We start from the raw sequence: 21,376 nt of genomic DNA on the forward strand, positions 1-21,376 counted from the left end.
ATGTTTTATAAAACCTTGACCCTCCTCATGCTTGTGTTTCTCTCAGTGAATTCATTCGCTGAGGGCCCGCATCCGAAAGCACCTACTGGATGGGTTGAGATGAATAGCATCGACCCCGTGATCCTTACCTGGGCAAAAGCCGATCCCACTAAAAAGTTAGAAGAAGTTCCAAGTGCTATGGTTCAAAAGTTTCCGCGCTCTAATAAGTTTGTAAACTTTGTGAAAGAAAAGAGCTTGGATGAAAAAGGCTGTCGCAGTCAGACTGTGAATGGATGGAATCAAGTTTGGTGTTTAAGACCGGATTCTGTTCTCGCGATTCTTTATCGTGGCGAAGTTGAGACCATTCCGGATCTGCTTAAAAAGTGGGTCTTGACCCATGATTAAGTTTTTAATCCTCTTTATTTTTTCTTTCTCCGCTTTTGCACAGATGCCAAACTGTCCGGAGCTTTATCCCTTTCAAGAAGTTCAGTCTCTAGCAACCACTGCCACTGAATCAGTTGAAAAGGCCTGTGTTGAGAAAGACAAAGATGAAGGTGGGATTGTTGACCTTGCTTGGGGATGTCTCACAGGTGGTGGCAATGCGGTTGTGGGAGTTGTTGAAGGCTTCATTGATATTTTAAAACTTCTTCTGGTAGATGCACCGGCCTGGGTGTGGGGAGAAGCAAAAGAAAAAATAACCCAGCTTGTTTCAGGTGAGTTAAGTCCGGGGGAAATGGCCTCCACGATCGCGAGTATTAATCTCAGTTCTCAAAGTGGTATTTGGGACAAGGCAGTTGATTATTGGAAGGCCTTTAAAAAATTTGCAGGGGAACTAAAAGATTCTCTGATTGCAGAGATCAAAGGTTTCCCTTGTCTGCCACTTAAAAAGCAAAGTGAGATTGTTTGTCGCGGAGTAAGTGAAGTCTTCCTGGTGTATTTTTCTGCCGCCAAATTCATTCAAGCGGCCAAGTGGACCATCAATACCACCAAGGCCCTGAAAAATTTTGTGGCGGAAACGAAGGCCATTAATGGTTTAGGTGAAACCAATCTGGCCCAACGATTAAAACTAGCTCAGGATGCTCTCATAAAAAGTAAGAGTGGAAATGAGCTTTTAAAGTTAAAAGATGCGCGCCTGATTGAGGCCGAACTTCCGACCGGAGAGAAAGTCCTTCAGTTTGAACAGATGATCACAGGGAAGGACGGCAAGCTTCATAAGATCGTCAAAGACGTTCCGGTAGATGGTAAAACTCAGGCGATTGATGCCAACTCGGCCATTGGTAAAACGATCATGGATGAGATGATTAAGTCGAAGGCGGGCAGTGGAAGTTTGATTTTCGTTGATGTAAACCACTTAGGTAAGGTGAATTACTTTAAGACAGGAACCAAAGGCGGGGACGACTACCTGGAGAGTGTGGCCGAATCACTCCGCAAAAGTATTCGACCTGGAGATATGGTGTTTAAAAACGGCGGTGATGAACTTGTCGTCATTGTGAACAATAATAATCCGACCGTGATAAAAAATATTTCTCAACGTATGATCAATGAAGTGGACAAGAATCCACGCGTGAGACAGATCTTCAGAGAAGAAGTGAAAGATCTTACTCAGAAGTATAGAGGTGTTAACAAGGCGAAGTCTTGGGACGAATTACCAGACAACGTAAGAAACGCCTTGACCGAAGAAGAGGAACTCCTGGCGAAAAAGAACTTCGCTAAATTTCAAGATCAAAAGAAAAAACAAATCATCTCTTATGCCCAGGAGCAGTCAACTTATCGGGGCTCAATTTCGGTGGGTGGAACGATCGTGAAAGAGAACGAGAATCTCGTCGACGTTTTACAGCGGGCCGAAAAACAGGCCGCGGAAGTTAAAGCGAGATATAAGGCCGGATTTGGTCATGATATTTCCAAATACAAGATAGAAATTGATACTCAAGACTTAAAGAGAGCGTCACCTACTGCTCTTGATCCTCTCTAGAAATACTCATTTCATCAGTCGGAAATTTCTTGGTCCTTTAATTGCAAAGTTCTCCCTTGGCTAATATTACAAGGAGGAACTATGGCGAACAATAACAATGCATTTAGTGGTGATGAAGTTTCTCAAGGGGCCGATTTGCCTCAGCAATCAACTTCTCAAGTTCGAGAGTATGGGAAGAAAAGTCTCGCTCCATTCGTTGATCTTATTCATCAATATCGGAATGATATCGGTCCTTATTTATCTGCATTAGGTAAAGGCCTACAGGCCGCATGTGATTCATTTCAAGAATCAGAGCAAATGCCTGAAGCGGATCGAGTTGTTTCAGGTTGGTTTACCGAATTAAATAGATGGTTTGTTGGGGCCCGCGAAAAAATAAATTCAGGGGATGAAAAAGATTTTCTCCGTTTTTTAGAAGAAGAGGCGCGGGAGCATCCTGCCGCGATGTTCTCTTCCTCTTATATTGCGGGAATGCTTTTTGGAAGAATGGGACGACATATGGTTCGAATGAAAAAGAATCAGCTTCACTAAGGAGTTTTTTATGGAAGGAAATATTGAGAACTATCGGAACAACAATTTTCAAGTTGAGACCAGGGAGTCTTGGAGAGAAGTACTGGACCATCTTTACGATGATTTGTCTCATCTCTATGAGAGACAAAGCCTTCTCATTCGACAAGAAGTTCGAGAGAAGATTGATGAGGCCAAGGGCGCCGCAATTACCATGGCAATTGGTGGATCGCTTCTCTTTGTAGGGATCTTTGCGGCAGTCGCAACTGCCATCATTGCCTTGGATCTTGTGATGCCTCTATGGGCCTCGGCACTTATCGTGACTCTGGTTCTCCTTTGCGTGGGAGGAATTATGTACTCGGGAGCGAAGAAAAAACTCTCTGGTCGAAATTTTGTACCAGAGCATTCTTTGGAGACCATGGGCGAAATCAAATCAACACTCAAGGAGCGAGTCAATGAATACAAATCAACCAGACAACACGAAGTCCACTGAAGAGCTTAAGAACCAAGTTCTGAATGACATCGAGAAGGTAAAGGATGACTTCCGGGAGATTAAGCAGAGATTGACTCCGGGGCAAGTCATTGATGATGCCATTTTCTATCGAAGCAAGAGGGACCCCGGTGAGACCTTTGCGCATTTACGGGCCAATCCTATTGGAACAACCTTTCTAACTTTAGGAACCCTTCTTTTGATGGAAGATGAACAGCATCGTTCGTTTGAAAGCCTTGCCCGCGAACAGGCGACTGTCATGCGGGAAAAGGTCAGTGAAACCACCTCTCAAGTGGGGGCGAGAGTTTCAGAAACTGTGAATGAGGCCAAAGAGAAGTTGGCCCATAAGAAAGACCAGCTCAAGGCCAAGAAAGACGAGCTTAAGGCCTCCATTGCAAGAACTAAAGAGGGAGCAAAATCTGAATTCACCATAGATGAGTTCACGGCAAGTAAAACAGATGAGGCCATTGATAGAGTCAAAGAAAAAGGTCGTGAGGCATTGGACTTTGCTCGTGATTTGGATCCTATGATTTATCTCGCCTTAGGTGCGGGACTCGGAACCATTACAGGGGCCGGGCTGCCACTCTCTGAAAAAGAAATCCGGGCGGTGGATTCGGCCAGCTCAGATAAAATGTCGAAGTTTGCTAATGAGCTTCAAAATGCTCTTAACCAATCAGTGAACATTCTTAAGAATGAAGTGATTGGTGGAATGACCGACTTTAAGTTTGATCTTTTTAGATGAGGTGTAAAAATGAAACTCTTACTTATGGTGTTAGTCATGCTCACATCAAATGTATATGCCCAAGGTAAAGCTGCACCCAGTGAAAATCCCGCGAGCTCTGGCCCTTCCTATATGGAAGGTCATGCGGATGGGACTTTGGGTCCTTCGACCAAGAAAGAGAAGCAAGAAGTCCGTAAGAAAGGAGAAAGCATGGGAGGAGCGCCCAACCTTGGAGGCGGAATGGGAACTGGTACCGGAGCGGGAACCACCGTAGGAAAACCAGTTAAGATTAACGATCAAAGAGATCGTGACTAGCTTTTCATGGTTCTCATCGTAATAGAGTAACGTTCAATTTTTACCGCTGGAATATGGTGCTGCCATTTCCAGCGGGCCTCACCTTCCAAGATGTAACCAGAACGAGGCGCAAGTTCCATTTTGTAGTTTCCAGAATCACTTCTGAATTTCATCGTACAAGGATTTAAGAGAGATACTCCAAAAACCGATTCGAACATAGGTGCATCTCGATGCCAACCAATGGGCGCGCCTACTGGATAGTATGAGATAAGAATTTCTTTGATCTCTCCAGGGTCGATCTTTAATTTGTCAGCTGCCCGTTTAATTAAAAAATGAAGTTCTTTGGGAGCCGGGGTGGTCGGTGAAAAGGTCCGAGAATCATAGTAATAATCCATCCCGAAATGCACCACTTTCCTCTTTGCGATTACTCCATGCATGTGGATGTTCTTCCAATCAAGAGATTGAAGGAAAGTGATGAGCTTCTTCTCTTCCTCGACAGAGATAAATTCAGGGAAGTAGTGAAGACCTTTTGGTTGTGAATTTTCTAAAAACGAGAGTTGTTTTTGCATAACAGGTTATTATACATGAAATGCAGGATGAATTCTAATTACAGACCCATTCGCTTTGATTAAGAGAAATGCACTGTTTTTTGAGAGTAGGATTTACGGCAATGGAGATGGTGGCATTTTTGTAGTCAGTTACGGTGGACCAATGGGCCTTCTTTAAAAGATCTTTATACTCAAACTTCTCTCTTGAGAGATCTAAATCGAGCTTAAAGTTTTTCCCATCAAATGAGACCCACGGCTCTAGGGGGCGTTCCATATAATTATACTTTTGTCCATTGATGGTGGTCGTTCCATATTTCACTTCAACGTTCTTCGAGGTTTTGAAGTAAATTTTTTTGTCTTTTGAAAGAGCGCCTTTCACCGGCATGTAAGTAGAGACCAACTCTGATTCATTGGTCTTGGTGTTGTAGAAGAACACCATCAAAAGATCCGTGAAGGGACGATTGTCCTTCATAAAAAAGAAGGCGATCTCATCGTCCTTGGTGGGAATCGCCAGAAGTTTGGGACAGTAGTCATTGTAGAGCTTCAGCATGCGATAGCGGCCCATGCCCATGTCGCGCAGATCGACTCGAGTAAGTTTGTCTTTATGTTTAAGGAAAACGATTTCGCCATACTCGTCATCTTCTGAAACCGAGTACTGCTCAGAAGTCTTCAAGTCGATATCAATCAATTCACCCTTATATCGACAAACGTCATGGTCGCGCCGATAAGTTTTCTCTGCCTTGGCAAAGAAACTAATGATCAGCATGAAAATAACAACCAATAATTTTGTTTTCATTGGATGATTTGTTGAACCTCTTTCTGAATCGCCATCGTGCGAGCACTTGGTCTTTCCGCAATGATTCTGATGAGAAGAGAATCATCGAAAAGTCTCCAGGCGACCTTGTCTGACATAGAAAAAGAACGTCCGCGAAGAATCACGAGACGAGTATTTCCTTTGTGAGTGAGATTTCCTTTAATTTTAAATTCAGCGGGATCACCATAGATCTCAGTGCTTTCAAAAGAGGTATCAGGAGACTCTACCTTTAAGGCAGAGTCCCTGAAATTTTCTTTGATGTCGATAAAACCGGAAGTTTCCTGATTTTGATCGAGCAAGGTGATCTTTGATTGGGAAGAGTCTACCTGAAAGAGTCCAGTAGGGAGATCGCTTTTAGCGAGGACTGGTAAACTCATTATTAGTAGCGACAGGACAAAAGCTTTCATTTCGCGAGCTCCGGAACTAGTTTCATGCCAAGCTTTTGGTCCTGGGCCTGATTAATTGTTGGAAGTGGTTCCCACCATGGTTTGTTTTCATGTGGGCGGCCAGTGTCTACAATTTCACCCAATTTAGGAGTGAAAATCGGAATGTCCCATGCTTTCGCAATTTGATAAGTGCGATGAATGGGTTCAGTCCAGTGATGAAGAGAAAGATCAAACATTCCCCAGTGAACTGGGACAAGTGCTTTTGCATCGACATCAATCATGGCCTGAAGAGATTCTTCGGGTTGCATATGAACATCCGGCCAGCGTTCGTTGTATTGGCCATTTTCTATAAAGGCGAGATCGAATGGCCCGAATCGTTTACCGATTTCTTTAAAGTGATCTCCGTAACCAGAGTCACCGGAGTAGAAAATTTTATCGTGTTTCCCTTGGATCACCCAAGAGGCCCAAAGAGTTTTATTGCGATCAAAAAGTCCACGCCCTGAAAAGTGGCGAGCGGGAGCGGCAGTGAATTTAATCCCACCTTGAGAAATAGATTCGCCCCAGTTGAGTTCCACAATGTTCACGGGCCTCACTTCCCATTCAAGAAGATGATCGCCCACACCAATGGGAACAATAAACTCCACGTTTTTGTCCGCGAAGTACTTCACAGTTGATTTATCTAAATGATCGTAATGATCGTGAGAAATAAGGATGGCATCAATTTTAGGCAGTTCTTCTAATTTAAGAACTGGTGGTTGGAACCGAGTCACCAGGAAATCAAAAGGAGAAGCTGATTTCCCGAAGACCGGATCAATCAAGATGATTTTTCCATCCAGATTAAGCAGAAGAGTTGAGTGGCCAAACCACACAAACTTCACAAAATCTGACGGCTTTAAAAATTCGTTCATGTCGGGTTTAACTTCCGGGAGTTTTGTTTTCGGGGCCCGGGTCGATTTTTCGAGGAAGACTTTCTTCATAATAGAGAGAGTCTCAAGGAAACCCATTTTATTGACTTTATTATCTTTGGCCGGAAGGTTCATGAATTCGCCGGCTTCTATCGAATAGTTTGTAGGCTTCTGACTAGGCATACATTCTCCAAGTAGAGGAACAAGTAACAGTAATACAGCAAGTAGATACTGGATCATGGGTTACATTTTGACACAATTTCTATATTTTGTCAATTTGTCTAAGCTCTCGTAAGTTGACACTTTTTACAAATAATGTCACAATTCCCTCATGGCAAAGAAAACGACAATCAACATTGAAGAACGTAAGAAGGACATCCTGGATGCCGCTCTTCACTGCTTTTTAAATTTCGGTTACGCCAAGACTTCCATGGATGATGTCGCTAAGAAGGCGGGGATTTCCCGTCCGCTCATCTATTTAAAGTTTAAAAACAAAGAAGACCTTCTATTAGGTCTGTTCGATTACGTGATGGAAGGACGTTTGGAAGAGGCCGAAAAGGTCGCTGCTCAAAAAGACCTTTCTAAGAAAGAAAAGCTTTGGAAGATGCTTGAGATCATCAAGGTCGAGCCTTGGGGCAAGATCTCGGGTTGTCCGATGTCTCAGGAATTTTTTAATACTTGCTGTGATATGGATGAAAAGAACTTCGAGAAGTTCGAAAAAACCAAGCACAAAATCCTGACCGATATTTTAGGCGATAAGTTCGAGGCCGAAGTCTTTATGATGGCCTCTGATGGTCTTTTAGAAGACGTGCCGAACTGTACAGTGTTAAAGAAGCGCCTTGAAGTTCTGATCGATAAATTCGGAAAATAATTACAACGAAAAGTTCGCATTGATGAAGGCCATTCTGCCTGGGCTCGGGAAACCGTCCGCCAGGTAGTAGCTTTTATCTGTGAGATTATTCACGCCCGCTTCAAGGGTGGTGTGAGGGTTAAGGTTGTAACTCGCTTTCAAATTATAAATCGTGAAACCTGAAAGCTCTTTGGTGTTCGAAGTCCAGCGACGAGAGTTGTATTCCACGAAAGGAATGATCGCGAGCTTCTGAATCGGACGATAAGTCGCATTTCCAATCGCCTTGTGGCGAGGAATATCAATGATCTTGATATCAGGGTCCTTGATATTCTTCACGTATGTGTAGGTATAGTTCCCACCAAATTCGAACTTATTCACGCGCACACTATTAAATCCTAATTCCATTCCATAGAGACGAACTTTATCAATGTTCTGCATTTGAGAAAGAGGTCCCACTGCATTCACCACAGTTTGAATCTTGTCGGTGATGTCACTATAAAAGATGGCGATCTCTGATTGTCCCATACCGAAGGTGCGGCCTTTGTGACCGATCTCAAGATTAAGAGACTGCTCGGCCGAAAGCCCTGGGTTTTCAACGAAAGTTCCTAAGCGCTGCGAGTAGCGATCTTTCATTGTCGGCATACGAGTCTTCTTCGCTGCTGTGGCGTAAATTTGCGAGCTTTGAGTATGATCGAAGAAGAGTCCCGCTTGATAATCGTTGGCGGACTGAGCGTGAGGAAGAGTATAGGGATTTCCTGCACTATAAACTTCATTCGGTTTTAGAGTGTGATGAGAGTAGCCCAATGTCAGGGAGAGATTGGATTTGAGCTTTATGTCGTCTTCAACGCCTAAGGAATAAAGTTCGTCTTTAAAGAAAGTGCTCTTTGCTCCATTGGCATCAAACTCACGGTGCTCATCTAATTTATACAGCGGCACGAGACTGATGGTTTGATTTTCCAGGCGGTAAGTTTCAAGGGAGAGTGAACCACCGATGGTGCGGTCATGATAAACGCTCTTACCGGTCGAAATACTGCCAGGGCCACTTGGTTTAATGGTGGTGTAGGAGTTATCGGTATAAGAAACAATCTTATTATCAAACTGATCTTGATAAAGACGCGCTTTCAGAATTTCTTTTTGAGTTAGCACCGTTTGGGAAACAAAGTAGAGACTTTGTTTGTTCCAATATGGCCACTGCCAGTAGCGCACTTTCGTTGGATCTTCTGAAGGTGGCTGGCCTTTCTCACCATTTTGAATGTAGTAGCTAAGTGCGTACTCATCACCTTCACGAGGAGTGAGACCAAGTTTCACTGAGAGCTTGCCGTCTTTCCGGTAAGAGTTGTCGCGATGATCTCCACCTGAAATGGGGAAGTAGTCGCTATCAATATAAGAAGCTCCAGATTGGAGATACCATTTTCCTTGATTGGTTCCAACATTCGCGAATCCTCGGTACTCATCTCCAGTTCCACCACCTAAGGAGGCATCTGCTTCTAGGGCCTTGGTTGGTCTTTTAGAAACAAGATTGATCGCTCCCCCTAATGTGTTCGGGCCATAGGCCACGGAACTAAAACCTTTCGCGACTTGAATGGAGGCCAGATCTGCGGTGGTGAAGCGATTAAAATCCACATAGCCATCAAAAGGAACGTAGACTGGAATCCCGTCAATAAAGAGCGGAACTTGGCGTGAATCAAAACCACGAACTGAAATGATTTTTTCATTTCGTGCGTTGGTTGAAAGGGTCACACCGGAGAGAAGGTCTAAAGCGTCGCCCACATTGTTACGGTTGTATTTGAGAATGTCGTCGCGCTTAACCGCCGAGCCCACTTGCGAGGACATCATTTGACCGATCTCGGACCTGCGGGCCACCACATCAATTTTTCCCAACGTGAATTCATCAGAAGCTATGGCCCCAAAGGAGAAGAGTGTCAGAATAATTAATGCGGATTTCATAATGCGGTTGTATCACAGAGTTTGCGACATGTCTTTTTAGAGTGAGGAGGTTGGAATAGGCTTTCTGCATGAAAGTGAAGCCGCTGTTCTTCCTTTTATCCTTCCTTCTCTTCCAAATCTCTTGCTCTAAGAGTTCTTCATCAAATAGACGGGAAACCACCATCCGGGACGAGCAGATCAATGAGATCATGGATAATCAGAATTTTGATTGTGCTTCTATTAATGGTAAAGCATGTCCGGATGGAGTGGTAAGGCTCTTGATTGTGAATCCAGAGAATGAAGACCAATCAGCGGTGTGCTCGGGTTTTATGATTGGAACTAATCGTTTAGTGACCAACTATCACTGCCTGTCGACCGCCGCTCAATGCAATAATACTTACATCGCAATTTACACAGGCAATAGTTATACCAAAACTCGTTGTAGTTCAATTGTTCGAAGTGAGCAGGATGTGGCGAATCCGAATGATCCAACCCGAGCGATTGATTACACAGTTCTTGAAACAGTCGATGCCTATACGGGAGCGAGTTTTCCGCTTTCTCATGATGATGCCGATATAGGGGATGAAATTCATGTATGGGTGGTGGATCACACTGGACTTGATGCTATTCCTCCGAATCTCACGGATTCGCGTATCACTGAGTTTGAGTGTGAGGTGATGGATAGTGCGAGAGCATCGCTTGTGATGCAGAATTGTCCCATCATTAGTGGGAACTCCGGTAGTCCGGCCCTTAACACCCGAGGGGACGTTGTGGGAGTGGTGTGGGGTGGAACCGCAACTTTTAGTTCAAGCTTAGATCTCACGTTCAGGCGCCAGCTTAATGAGTTTGGGCTTGCGACTGAGGTGAAGTATTTTAGTGACCTTGCTCCGTGAAGAAACTCCAGATGGTATCTGTCGCTGAGATCGCATCAGTCGGACGAGGGCCAACTCCACGAGGCTTCATGCCACCGGGCCAAGAGTGACCACCTTTCTCAGTCACACACAATTTAACACTTACATTGTTTTTGCATTCTAAGTACTGATCGCAATAAGCACCACTCGAGGCCAGCACACGTTTAGGTTTAGGATTGCATTCATTGAACTTTACCCATTTCTCAATCGTTGATGGCACCGAGATGAAATTTGTGACCTTGGTTTTGTCTTGGAAAGCATCTTCACCAGCGCCACCGTTAAAGAGCACGTGAGTGTCGTCTTTGGCGTGAATGTGAATCACCGAGACTGGATTCTTGGGAGTACAGGTTGTGGTGTTGTCAGTTCCAGCCACGGCACCAATGCCGGTGATCACGTCGGAGAGTTCGCAGGCCAAGCGATAGGACATCATCGCTCCGTTAGACATACCGATGGAGTAGATGCGTTTTGAGTCGATGTTGTATTTGGCTGAGACTTCTTGAATGAGGGCCTTGATGAAGCCAACGTCATCTGAGTTCAAGTCGCTCGCATCTCCGCAGCAGTTGCCAGCGTTCCAGGTGGCGAACTTCCCTGATGGAAACTTAGAATAACCATTAGGGAAGAGGGCGATGAAGCCTTCTTTTTCGGATTTAGAGAGGACTTTATAAAAGCGATCCGCCGCTTGAATTTCCATATTGCCGCCTCCACCGTGAAGAGCGAGGAGGAGTGGAGTTGCTTTCGTTTTATCGTAGGACTTAGGGACGTTGATGATGTAGTAGCGATCTTTGTCCCCGACTTTGATGGCACGAAGGTTTTCGGTGAGTTTTGGGGCCTCACCTTGCATTTCCCGGTTGAGCCAGCGCTCGCGGATTTTGTCGCGAAATGGTCCAGCAAAAAGGTTCATCGAGAGGGAAAGTAGGGTAAAGGTCGTTATGATTTTCATAATAATAGCTTCGGTGAGAGTGAAAATAGAGGCAATAGGAATTTGAGCAAACTGTTTCGGGCTTATCTTGTGAGACCTATTGCGTTGTGATATAGTGATTTTACTTATCCGGGGGTGCCCAGGTTTCGACGGGGGACTAGAAGGATTGAGTGCGTGCAGAGGTTGATCGACAGGCCTCTTCAAAAGTCGATCACATGTTAATCGGCAACGATTACGCAATGGCTGCTTAATTAGAACTAAGTTTTAATTAACGTCTGAGGGGCCAGCACCGATAACAAAAAGCTGGTAAAGAGGTTGGGTGAAACCTCGGAAATATAAATCACCGGGAGATTTGGCGTGAAACTCCTTAAAAACAACGACTGTCTGCTGGTTCAGTAAAGATCAGAAATAGTATCAGTACTAACTTACTGAAGACGCACGTGGGACTCTCTACTGGAAGGTCTTTCGGACGTGGGTTCGATTCCCACCACCTCCACCAACGAATCGAATAAAAAAGGCTAGCAGCAATGCTGGCCTTTTTTATTTGAGTCGTAGTGAAGAGAAGGTTGGATGAGAAGGCACAAGGTTCGAAGATGAGGGCTGGATGCCCGAGGCTGCGAGTGTATGGTAAGCTGGGGTCGGCGGTTCAATTCCGCCGGTCGCTACCATCTGAGCTTTTCCTCATTCAATCTCACTGATTTTCACTTTTCTCCCTTATTGATTGGGGATGAGAGGATTTCATGTCTCACAGATAAGCACCCAGGTGGTGTTCTGGTTAATTTGTAGGCTTCAAAGAGATTTGGTCTAAAGATATCACCAAGGCTATTGGAGGTAGTGCTAGGTATATTTCTCAGGTAGAGAATGGAAGAAAGCATTACCAAAATTTAGGACTCAGAGATATATACGTTTGGATGCGCTAATTTCAAGGAAGCTACGGCTTCCTTGAAATTGATGTAGAACCTAAAGGGCTGGTCCTTATTTTTGATTAGGACGTCCAAAGCTGAAGCGGCCCAGTATTTAGTTGTCATTGATTGATAATCATTATCTAATTATTCAAATGAATTCAACAAGATAGATCTAGCCTCTATGGTAAGATGGTTTTGTTTTAAAAGAAACGACCTCTTAACGTAAGCGCTAGTGAAGTGAGTTTAAATGGGTAAAAAATGAATGGTGAGTTATTTGATGAGGAAGCAGCAATTGAAAGTTATTGCGAATTAACTTCGAAATTGAATTCTCATATTTATGGGACAAACAAAGAGTTCAATGAACAATTCGATGAAGACTTTATTCAAGAATTTGGCGTTATCGTTATAAACGGATTCAAAATTTCTCCAAGTGAAATTTTATTTTATTTGAAGAAGGAATCCTATGACGATTCACTTTCTAATTGGAAAGCGATCAAAGATGAAGAATTGAAAAATCAATTCGAAGAATTACTGGAAATAAATTCTAATTTTGGAAGAGTTCAAGATCTTGTCGAATTAATAAAAAGTAAAAGAGTAATTCCCTTTATTGGAGCGGGTTTAACTGTTGATTGTGGTATGCCAACCTGGTCAAACTTTCTTATGGAACTCGGACGCGAACAAAGAATGGATGTGACTGATTTAAAGGAAAAGATTGAGTCAGGTTTGTTTGATGAATGCGCTGATCAGTTGTTGCAGAAAATGCAGGAAATACAGTTTAATGAAAAATATAGACATAAGTTTACTCTAAATGGAAAAGTGCAAGGCCCTGTAACGTTTCTTCCATTGCTATTCACAAATGGAGTTATAACGACAAACTTTGATAAAGTTTTAGAGTCCGCATATGGGGGAACGGTACGAGTTGTAGAAGGTGTAAACTCAGATTGGATTAACGATCTCAAGAAAGGGAAACACCAAATTTATAAAATTCATGGAACAATGGAAGGTACTGCAAATCGAGTTTTAACCAAAAATGAGTATGATGCTCGATATGGCAATAGTGGGATAGATTTCAATTTACCTCTTGCTAAATTTTTGAAAACTACAACAGAAGTCGGGAGCTTATTTTTTATAGGTTGTAGCCTCACAGTTGATAGAGTTATCCAAGTCCTTGCGGAACTCAAGAATGATCATGGTTCAATTACACATCATTATGCACTCCTGCAAAAGCCAGATGATGAGGAGAAACTTGTTGAAAGACAAGACAGATTGGCTAGCGTCAATATACTTCCCATTTGGTACCCAGAAGGTGAATACGAAAAGGTTGAATTACTACTTAGATACATCGAAATGAGAATAAAAGGTGCTGTATGAATAAAGTTAAACAAGAAGAAATTAACAAAATCCTATGGGATGCTTGTGACACGTTTCGAGGTGTTGTCGATGCAGGAGAATACAAGAATTACATCCTGACGATGTTATTCATCAAATACCTATCAGACACCTATGAAGAGAAATACGAAGCCTATAGTAAACAGTTTGATGGCAATGAGACTCGAATCAAAAGGGCTCTAGAGAAAGAAAGTTTTGTTTTACCAGATGGCTGTCATTTTAAGGATATTTATAGGCAAAAAGAAGAAAAGAATATTGGCGAGATCATCGATATTGCTCTTGAGAAGATTGAAAATTCCAATAAAGAAAAGTTAGAGAACGTCTTTAGAAACGTAAGTTTTAACTCTGAATCTAATCTCGGTAAAACTCAAAGTCGAAACGCTAGGCTTAAACATCTTCTAGATGATTTCAATAACCCAAAACTAAATATGAGAAAGACTCATATTGGGGATATGGATGTCATTGGAAATGCTTATGAGTTTTTGATTGCAAACTTTGCTGCTGGAGCTGGTAAAAAGGCCGGTGAGTTTTATACTCCTTCAGAAGTTTCTCAGCTTCTTGCTATGCTAGTTAAACCTGAGAAAGGGGCAAGAATTTATGATCCGACCTGTGGTTCAGGCTCCCTTTTAATTCGTTGTGCTGAACAGTTAACGAAAAAAGGAATTAATGACTTTCAAATCTACGGACAAGAAATCACAGGAGCAACTTGGGCATTAGCTAAAATGAATATGTTTCTTCACGGATTTGATCGTTCAGTGATTGAAAATGGAGATACTATCAGAAACCCAATTCATCTTGAAAATGATGAACTCATGAAATTTGATATAGTTGTGGCCAATCCTCCATTTAGTTTAGATAAGTGGGGTTTAGAAGAAGCTCAAAATGATTCTTATAAACGATTTGAGTATGGTATCCCGCCTGCGAGTTATGGGGAATTGGCCTTCGTGCAGCACATGATCGCATCTTTAAATGATAACGGACGATGTGCAGTTGTTCTTCCTCATGGAGTTCTTTTTAGAGGATCATCAGAACAAAAAATTCGTGAAGGTTTAATTAATGATGATTTACTAGAAGCTGTTATCGGACTTCCAACAAACCTTTTTTTTGGAACAGGTATTCCGGCATCAGTTATGATTTTTAATAAGAAAAAACCAGCGAATAGAAAAAATAAAGTATTGTTTATTAATGCTGATCTTGAATTTCAAGAGGGGAAAAATCAGAACAAATTAAGAAAAGATGATATTAAACACATCGTTAAAAATTATACCGAGTTTCAGACAGAAGGACTCTATAGACACGAAGATAAGCATTACTCAAGAGTCGTTGATAAAAAAGAAATTGAAGAGAACGATTATAATTTAAATATTCGTCGTTATGCTGATACATCGGCTCCACCCGAAATATTTGATGTGAAGTCTATCCTTCATGGTGGAATACCAAAATACGAAGTTCAAGATGGATACATTCAAGACATTATTGAGGGTTTTGATATTTCAACAGTTTTTAATGAAAGAGACAAGGAATATTACGTCTTTAAAAAGGAAATTGATTCAAAAGTAAAGATTCGTGAGGTGATGGGAGAAGTTGATCAAGCGATTATTACACAAGTTGAAAGATGGTGGGATAAATATTCAATTCCATTGAGAGTGATAGAATTACAAAGTACTGAGGCTGAGAAGGAGATGAACTCATTTCTGAAGGAATTAAAGTATGAATAATGAATGGCTTGAATTACCAATTGGAGATTTGGCAACAGTGATCTTAGGTCAATCACCGCCATCTGAGACTTATAACCAAAATCGAAATGGTTTACCATTTTACCAAGGGAAAGCTGATTTTGGAGCTATTAATCCAGTAACACGTTTTTGGTGTTCAACGCCTAGTAAAGTTGCAAAGACAAATGATATTTTGATGAGTGTGAGAGCTCCAGTTGGTGATCTAAATATCGCGTCTGAAGATTGTTGTATCGGCAGAGGAGTCGCAGCGATTAGAGCGATAAATGTGGAGTCTAAATATCTTTTTTATCAACTAGATTTTCATAAGCCTGAAATTTCGCTTTTGGCCCAAGGTTCAACTTTTGAGGCAATAAGTGGAACAGAAATCAGAGGTTTTAAAATTCCATTAGCAAATGAAAATGAACAAAAGAAAATCGCAGAAATTCTCACATCAGTAGATAAAGTCATTGAGTTAACTGAAATTGAAATTGAACAACTTAAAAATCTTAAAAAAGGGATGATGCAAGATCTTTTAACTAAAGGGATAGGACATAGTAAGTTTAAGGATAGTCCGATTGGTAAGATCCCGGAGAGTTGGGAAGTAACTCAAGTAACAAATGTAATTAGTAAAAACATTTATGGACCTCGCTTTAATGCTAATGATTATAATGAGAATGGAAATGTAAGGACCATCAGAGGAACAGATGTAGATAGTGATGGGATTTTGAATTATTTAACCGCACCACTTGCAAAACTTGATGAGAAGTTAGTTGAGACACATAAACTTGATAACTTAGATGTTGTAGTCGTTACTACGGCGGACTGTGGAGTTACCTCCGTTTTCGAAGAAAAGAAAAATCGTTATATCCCAAGTGCCTATATGGTTAAGTTACGATTTAAAAATGATCAGTATAATCCTTATTTTTTTAAATTTCTCATGGGGATTGATCTTATGAAGGGCCAGATTGAAGCATCAATAAGGAAAGGAACTGTTGCGAATTTACCCGGTTCAGACTTAATTAAGTTCAAGATACCTTTTCCTCCAAAGGATGAGCAGGATGAGATTGTAAAAATACTTCAATGCGTTGATAGGAATATTTCAAGTAAAAAGATTAAACTTAGTAATCTTAAAAAAATAAAAAAAGGTTTAATGCAAGACCTCCTTACAGGGAAAGTAAAAGTGAAAGTCTAAACGGAGATAGATATGAACTCGAATCTATTCAAGGAAAGAATAGCCTCGCAAATACCAGCAGTGAAGCTACTCATTAATAGTGGTTATCACTATATAACTCCTAATGATTGTTTTGAAGAGCGTGGGGATACAAATGTTGTCATACTCAAAGATACGCTTAAAAAATCTCTCTTAAAGATCAATTCATTTACTCATAGAGGTGTGCAATTACCACTTCCAGAAAATTTAATTGATGATGCCATTAAAGAGATTGCAGATTGGAGTAACAATAACCTAAGACAAGATAATAAGGACCTTTATTATCACCTAATCAATGGGAAAGGTTTGACCTTCTTTCATGAAGGCGATCGAAAAAGTGCCCACCTCCATTTTTTTGATTTTAAGAATATTTCAAATAATACATTTCAAGTAACCGAAGAATTTAAGGTTCAAAGAAATGGTAGTAAGCAACACTACATCCCTGATGTCGTCATTCTTCTTAATGGGATGCCACTAGCTTCCATTGAGTGCAAGAAACCTGGTCTTAATGATGCTGTTTTAAAAGGAATTGAACAGCATGTTAGAAATCAAAACCGAAATGGGATAACTAAGTTTTATCTCTTTCAGCAAATTTTAGGAGCAATGGCGGGAAGTACTGGAGCTAGATATGGTTCAGTAGGAACTCCAGAGGAATTCTGGGGAACTTGGAAAGAAGATTATTTCGAAAACAAAGAGGAAGAATTAAAAATCCTTGTTAACAAAAATATTGCTTCAGTCGTTAAAGATAAGTTGTTTGAGTTTCGTCATCCTACTGAAAGAGCAATTATGGAACGGATGTGGAATGAGGGAAGAAGAGAAATCACCGCTCAAGATCAGCTTCTTTATTTTGTATTTAGACCAGATAGGCTAATTGATATAGTTCAAAATTACATTATTTATGAAAATGAAGTGAAAATCGCTCCACGTCACCAGCAATATTTCGCAGTTCGAGAAGCAATTAAGAGGGTGAATAATATTAAACCGGAAGGAGCTAGAGAAGGTGGTGTTATCTGGCATACGACAGGTTCTGGTAAGTCTTATACAATGGTTATGCTTGCGAAGGCTTTACGTTCTAATCCCAAATTTCAAGATTCAAAGATTGTCGTTGTCACAGATAGAGTGGATTTAGATAAGCAAATTTGTGACACGTTTAGAGATTGTGGGGAGGAGCCACATAAGGCAAAAACAGCTGATGACCTTAAAGAACGTATTGCAAATAGAGATTATACTGTTTTAACAACAATTATTGATAAATTTGATGCAGTCGCAAAAACTCACAAAGTAAAAGATGAGTCTCAAAATATTTTCGTTTTAGTTGATGAGGGGCATAGGTCCCAATTTGGTGAAACTCATGCATTAATGAAAAATACCTTTAAAAATGCAGCATTCATCGCTTTTACAGGAACTCCGATTAGACGTGTTAAAAAGAATGAGGAAGTAGCTCAAGCGACTGAAGCTCAATTTGGAGAGTTCATTCACAAATACACCATGGAAAATGCTCTAGATGATGGAGCTGTCTGCCCTATCGTGTATGAAGGCAGAATGGGGGAGTTAAAAGGGGACCGTGAAAAACTTGATCGCTGGTTTGATCGTGTGACAAGAGACTTAACGGATGACCAAAAAGCTGCTCTTAAAAAGCGTTTTTCTATGGAGCAAGAGATTCTTAAGGCAGAAGATCGTATTAGGGCAATATCTCTTGATATAAAAAACCACTATCGCGAAAATTTCCGAGCAGAAGGCGAACCCACAAAAGACTTTATGAAAGGCCAGCTTGCAACGAACTCTAAGGGAGAGGCCCTAAGCTTCAAGAAGTTTCTGGAAGAGTTTGGAATGAAAGTCGAGCTGGTTATTTCTCCTCCAGAGATGCGAGAGGGGGGTAAAACGATTGATGAAGATGATCGTCCTGAGGTTGCCAAATTTTGGGATGCTGCTATGAAAAAATATGGTGGCGAAAAGAAATATCAGGAAACTATTGTAAACAACTTCAAGAAAGAAGATGATCCTGAAATTTTAATTGTTGTCGATAAGCTACTTACTGGGTTTGATGCCCCAAGGAATGCGGTTCTATATATTGATAAAAGACTTAAGGAACACAGTGTTCTTCAAGCTATAGCAAGGGTTAATAGGCTTTATCCAAGAAAGTCTGAAGGGCTTGTAATTGATTATAGAGGTATCTTTGATGATATGAATGATGCCATCGACTTCTACCGTCAAATGGAAGGAGCTGATTACGATCCAGAAGATATTAAAGGAACATTGTTTGATAAGGCTAAAGAGGCTGCTAAATTAGACGAGGTACTTAAGGCTCTTAAAGATCACTTTTCATCTATTAATAATATGACTGATGATGAAGAGATTGGTCGCTATCTTGCGGATGAGAACCTAAGAAAAGAGTTCTATCAGAAGTTTAGAATCTTCCACAATATCTATAAATTGGCACTTGGTTTTGCTCAGTGGACTTATGAGACGAGTGAAGCTGATAAGAAGAAGTACAAAGACGAGTATAAGTATTTTGCAGAACTTAGAACAGTAATCAAAGAACGTTACCCTGATGGCATCAATTACAAAGACTATGTAGATGATATTAAACGTCTAGTTGATGTAAACCTTAAGTCTGATCCTCCTAAAGTGATTGTTGAACAGTTTAATATCTTTGATAAAGAGAAATTTGAAGAAGAGACTAAGAAGAAGTCTGAGGGAGCAAGGGCCGATATTATTAGAGGTTTAGCCTCAGCTCACATCACAGAGCATTTTGATGAGGACCCTATCTTCTATAAGAAGCTATCCGAAGTAATTGAAGAAGCTTACGAGAAATATCGCGAGCGTCGAATTACTGAAGCTGAATACCTAGAGATGATGCAAGATGTACGTGATCGTATTGAAATTGACTTGGAGAATGATGTTCCTGAGAAAGCTGCTGAACATCAGACAACTAAGGCTTACTACCGAGTCCTAGAAACAGTAAAAAAGAAAATTCCGAATATCGAAAATGAAAAGATCTGTAATTTGGCGTTAAAGGTTGATGACATCGTAAAAAAATACGCTGTAAAGGACTGGCACCTAGGTTCTGATATTGAAAAGAAGATCATTAGCTCTATTGAGGTAGAGGTTTTCTACTTCCTGGAAGATAATTTCAATGTCACATTTTCCGATGAAGACATGCAGGAGATGACTGAAAATTTCATGTTAATTGCGAAGCGATTGGATTACAGATGAACAGTATTGAATTAGATGGCCGACATATAGCTTACAATCTCCAAAGATCAAAAAGAAGAACCTTAGGGATTACCGTAGACGCAAAAGGCCAGGTGATAGTTACTGCTCCTGACTATATTCCACTTAATAAGATTGAAAAAGTGCTTCTTAAACGTCAAAACTGGATTATTGAGAAAGTCGCAGAAAAGTCTAATAATGTTCAAATTCAGCCTAAGCGACAATACGTTTCAGGTGAATCAATCTATTTATTTGGAAAGCAATATTACCTAAAAATTGAACTCTCTAATGATTACAATGTTGAAAAAGACCTTCACAGAATAACCTTCTACATGAAGGACTACACAGAAACCGAAAAACAAGTGACTTCGTGGTTGTATGAACAACTAATATCAGTAGTTAAGGTTATAAGTGAAGAGTGCCTAAGGAACTTTACGAGTAAATTCGCAATCCCGACAATTCCGGTATTCAAAATAAGAAAGATGGAAAAACGTTGGGGGAGTTGCACAGAGTATGGAGTCATTCATTTGAATCCCAAGTTGGTCGCGGCTTCCATCGAATGTATTGAGTACGTGATTTATCATGAATTGACTCACTTGATCCGCGACAAACATAACGATTACTTTTACAGAGATTTAATTCAAGTTTGTCCTGAATATTTGAGATTAAGTAATAAGTTGAATAATGAAACAGTCATATATGCATTATAAAAAGGTTAAGCTACATATCATATGATTTTTTAACACTCTATCCAATAGATTTCAAAAAACTATCCGGTGATCTGCTAAATCGAAAATTAGGGATAAGACTTGAGTCCTTTAAAGAAGTAAAAGATCAAGAGAGTGATTTAAGGTTCGCCTCAGGGGAAGGTGGTGAATTTATTGTTCAGTGCAAGCACTATTTAAAGAGTGGTTTTGCTAACTTAAAGTCTAAGATTATTAATGAAGAATTGGCGAAAATTACCAAGCTTAATCCTACAAGGTATATTCTCGTAACGTCAGTAGCTTTAAGCCCAAAAGAAAAGGTGAATTAGAAAAAAAATGGAAGCCATATTATAGGGGACTGGAGGCATTTATGGGCAGGATGACTTAAATTAATTGCTTAGAGAATCTTCTGATTGTGAAAACTCATTATAAACTTTGGTTATCTAGCAAGGACGTCCTCGAAAGAATTCTACCTGATAGGATGTTTACCCATAAGTTCTTAGCAGAAAAGCTAATAAGAAAAGAATTTCTTTGTATGTAGACATTACGGAAGTCTTTAATAATTCTGTTGAAATTCTTGAAAAGAATCATTCATTGATAATATCGGGAGCACCCAGAATTGGCAAAAACTACACTGGATGAAATGTTACTTATTAATTACATCAATCAATGGTACGAAGCCTTTACAGTTCCAGGGAAAATTGGCGAGGCATTTGAAGCCGATCATAATGAGCAGAAGCGAGTCTATCTTTCTGAAGATTTTCAGGTACAAAATTTTTCCAATTTCCAATATTTTCAAATTTCATCTTTCAATCACACTCGTTTGAATAAATCCAAAAAATTAATTAGACATCTTGGATGAAAAAAAAGGAGTCTCTTATTGTAAGCATTGATAGTGTTCCCATATTTCGACTAATTGTTCTTTGTTTTGAATGTGCCACTCTCTTATTATTTTTAAATCTGATGATCTCAAATTTGTTTTTTTTACCTATTAATTCGCAATTCTGGATTGTAAATTTTA

At 40.6% G+C, this 21,376-nt stretch carries 21 protein-coding genes and 1 other RNA gene; 16 read left to right on the plus strand and 6 right to left on the minus strand.

From position 1 onward, the window contains the following. From ACJVC5_RS10745 to ACJVC5_RS10770, 6 genes are all read left to right on the plus strand, one after another. Positions 1-384 (plus strand): hypothetical protein, encoded by a 384-nt coding sequence (locus ACJVC5_RS10745; protein ID WP_408095509.1) that lies wholly within the window; start codon positions 1-3, stop codon positions 382-384. Next, positions 377-1,951: a diguanylate cyclase domain-containing protein gene (locus tag ACJVC5_RS10750; RefSeq protein ID WP_408095510.1), complete on the plus strand. Its 1,575-nt coding sequence runs from the start codon at positions 377-379 to the stop codon at positions 1,949-1,951. The genes ACJVC5_RS10745 and ACJVC5_RS10750 overlap by 8 nt, the downstream gene beginning before the upstream one ends. A gap of 81 nt (positions 1,952-2,032) precedes the next feature. After that, on the plus strand, positions 2,033-2,479 hold the full coding sequence (locus ACJVC5_RS10755; RefSeq protein WP_408095511.1) for a hypothetical protein: 447 nt from the start codon (positions 2,033-2,035) through the stop codon (positions 2,477-2,479). Positions 2,480-2,489: 10 nt separating this feature from the next. After that, positions 2,490-2,948 (plus strand): phage holin family protein, encoded by a 459-nt coding sequence (locus ACJVC5_RS10760; RefSeq protein ID WP_408095512.1) that lies wholly within the window; start codon positions 2,490-2,492, stop codon positions 2,946-2,948. Next, positions 2,911-3,687 (plus strand): hypothetical protein, encoded by a 777-nt coding sequence (locus ACJVC5_RS10765; protein WP_408095513.1) that lies wholly within the window; start codon positions 2,911-2,913, stop codon positions 3,685-3,687. The genes ACJVC5_RS10760 and ACJVC5_RS10765 overlap by 38 nt, the downstream gene beginning before the upstream one ends. 9 nt (positions 3,688-3,696) lie before the next feature. Continuing rightward, positions 3,697-3,981: a hypothetical protein gene (locus ACJVC5_RS10770; protein ID WP_408095514.1), complete on the plus strand. Its 285-nt coding sequence runs from the start codon at positions 3,697-3,699 to the stop codon at positions 3,979-3,981. Here the strand turns inward: ACJVC5_RS10770 and ACJVC5_RS10775 are convergent. Genes ACJVC5_RS10775 through ACJVC5_RS10790 form a run of 4 tightly spaced genes read right to left on the minus strand, consistent with a single transcriptional unit; the run spans position 3,978 to position 6,853 of the window. Next, positions 3,978-4,529, minus strand: a complete 552-nt coding sequence (locus tag ACJVC5_RS10775; protein WP_408095515.1) for an alpha-ketoglutarate-dependent dioxygenase AlkB — start codon at positions 4,527-4,529, stop codon at positions 3,978-3,980. The genes ACJVC5_RS10770 and ACJVC5_RS10775 overlap by 4 nt on opposite strands. 34 nt (positions 4,530-4,563) lie before the next feature. After that, complete coding sequence (locus tag ACJVC5_RS10780; protein WP_408095516.1) at positions 4,564-5,304, minus strand: hypothetical protein; 741 nt, start codon at positions 5,302-5,304, stop codon at positions 4,564-4,566. Next, positions 5,301-5,699, minus strand: coding sequence for a hypothetical protein (locus ACJVC5_RS10785; protein WP_408095517.1), 399 nt, complete (start codon positions 5,697-5,699; stop codon positions 5,301-5,303). Before ACJVC5_RS10785 ends, ACJVC5_RS10780 begins: the two co-directional genes overlap by 4 nt. A gap of 26 nt (positions 5,700-5,725) precedes the next feature. Next, positions 5,726-6,853: an MBL fold metallo-hydrolase gene (locus ACJVC5_RS10790; RefSeq protein WP_408095518.1), complete on the minus strand. Its 1,128-nt coding sequence runs from the start codon at positions 6,851-6,853 to the stop codon at positions 5,726-5,728. Positions 6,854-6,944: 91 nt separating this feature from the next. Between ACJVC5_RS10790 and ACJVC5_RS10795 the strand changes: the two genes are divergently transcribed. Further along, positions 6,945-7,484 carry a TetR/AcrR family transcriptional regulator gene (locus ACJVC5_RS10795; RefSeq protein ID WP_408095519.1) on the plus strand — a complete coding sequence of 180 codons (540 nt, stop codon included), beginning with the start codon at positions 6,945-6,947 and terminating at the stop codon, positions 7,482-7,484. On the opposite strand, the gene ACJVC5_RS10800 is transcribed toward ACJVC5_RS10795, so the two are convergent. Further along, on the minus strand, positions 7,485-9,410 hold the full coding sequence (locus ACJVC5_RS10800) for a TonB-dependent receptor plug domain-containing protein (protein WP_408095520.1): 1,926 nt from the start codon (positions 9,408-9,410) through the stop codon (positions 7,485-7,487). A gap of 68 nt (positions 9,411-9,478) precedes the next feature. On the opposite strand from ACJVC5_RS10800, the gene ACJVC5_RS10805 reads away from it, so the two are divergent. Beyond that, the gene (locus ACJVC5_RS10805; protein ID WP_408095521.1) at positions 9,479-10,282 is read left to right on the plus strand and encodes a trypsin-like serine peptidase; all 804 of its coding nucleotides are present in this window, start codon (positions 9,479-9,481) and stop codon (positions 10,280-10,282) included. Here ACJVC5_RS10805 and ACJVC5_RS10810 read toward each other — a convergent pair. Continuing rightward, on the minus strand, positions 10,263-11,240 hold the full coding sequence (locus tag ACJVC5_RS10810; RefSeq protein WP_408095522.1) for an alpha/beta hydrolase family esterase: 978 nt from the start codon (positions 11,238-11,240) through the stop codon (positions 10,263-10,265). The genes ACJVC5_RS10805 and ACJVC5_RS10810 overlap by 20 nt on opposite strands. Before the next feature lie 110 nt (positions 11,241-11,350). Here ACJVC5_RS10810 and ssrA point away from each other — a divergent pair. The 8 genes from ssrA (at position 11,351) to ACJVC5_RS10850 (ending at position 21,217) form a co-directional block, all read left to right on the plus strand. Next, positions 11,351-11,718: a transfer-messenger RNA gene (gene ssrA, locus ACJVC5_RS10815) on the plus strand. A gap of 664 nt (positions 11,719-12,382) precedes the next feature. Continuing rightward, positions 12,383-13,495, plus strand: a complete 1,113-nt coding sequence (locus ACJVC5_RS10820; RefSeq protein ID WP_408095523.1) for an SIR2 family protein — start codon at positions 12,383-12,385, stop codon at positions 13,493-13,495. Beyond that, a complete protein-coding gene (locus tag ACJVC5_RS10825; protein WP_408095524.1) occupies positions 13,492-15,231 on the plus strand; it encodes a type I restriction-modification system subunit M in 1,740 nt (579 codons plus the stop codon). Before ACJVC5_RS10820 ends, ACJVC5_RS10825 begins: the two co-directional genes overlap by 4 nt. Continuing rightward, positions 15,224-16,420: a restriction endonuclease subunit S gene (locus ACJVC5_RS10830; protein WP_408095525.1), complete on the plus strand. Its 1,197-nt coding sequence runs from the start codon at positions 15,224-15,226 to the stop codon at positions 16,418-16,420. The genes ACJVC5_RS10825 and ACJVC5_RS10830 overlap by 8 nt, the downstream gene beginning before the upstream one ends. A gap of 12 nt (positions 16,421-16,432) precedes the next feature. After that, positions 16,433-19,654 (plus strand): type I restriction endonuclease subunit R, encoded by a 3,222-nt coding sequence (locus tag ACJVC5_RS10835; RefSeq protein ID WP_408095526.1) that lies wholly within the window; start codon positions 16,433-16,435, stop codon positions 19,652-19,654. Continuing rightward, positions 19,651-20,361 carry a M48 family metallopeptidase gene (locus tag ACJVC5_RS10840; RefSeq protein WP_408095527.1) on the plus strand — a complete coding sequence of 237 codons (711 nt, stop codon included), beginning with the start codon at positions 19,651-19,653 and terminating at the stop codon, positions 20,359-20,361. The genes ACJVC5_RS10835 and ACJVC5_RS10840 overlap by 4 nt, the downstream gene beginning before the upstream one ends. A gap of 44 nt (positions 20,362-20,405) precedes the next feature. Next, positions 20,406-20,684 carry a restriction endonuclease gene (locus tag ACJVC5_RS10845; protein ID WP_408099235.1) on the plus strand — a complete coding sequence of 93 codons (279 nt, stop codon included), beginning with the start codon at positions 20,406-20,408 and terminating at the stop codon, positions 20,682-20,684. A 314-nt stretch (positions 20,685-20,998) separates the two neighbouring features. Next, positions 20,999-21,217 carry a hypothetical protein gene (locus ACJVC5_RS10850; protein ID WP_408095528.1) on the plus strand — a complete coding sequence of 73 codons (219 nt, stop codon included), beginning with the start codon at positions 20,999-21,001 and terminating at the stop codon, positions 21,215-21,217. Positions 21,218-21,376 lie beyond the last annotated feature (159 nt).

It is taken from the genome of Peredibacter sp. HCB2-198 (assembly GCF_045999315.1).
Classification (GTDB): domain Bacteria; phylum Bdellovibrionota; class Bacteriovoracia; order Bacteriovoracales; family Bacteriovoracaceae; genus Peredibacter.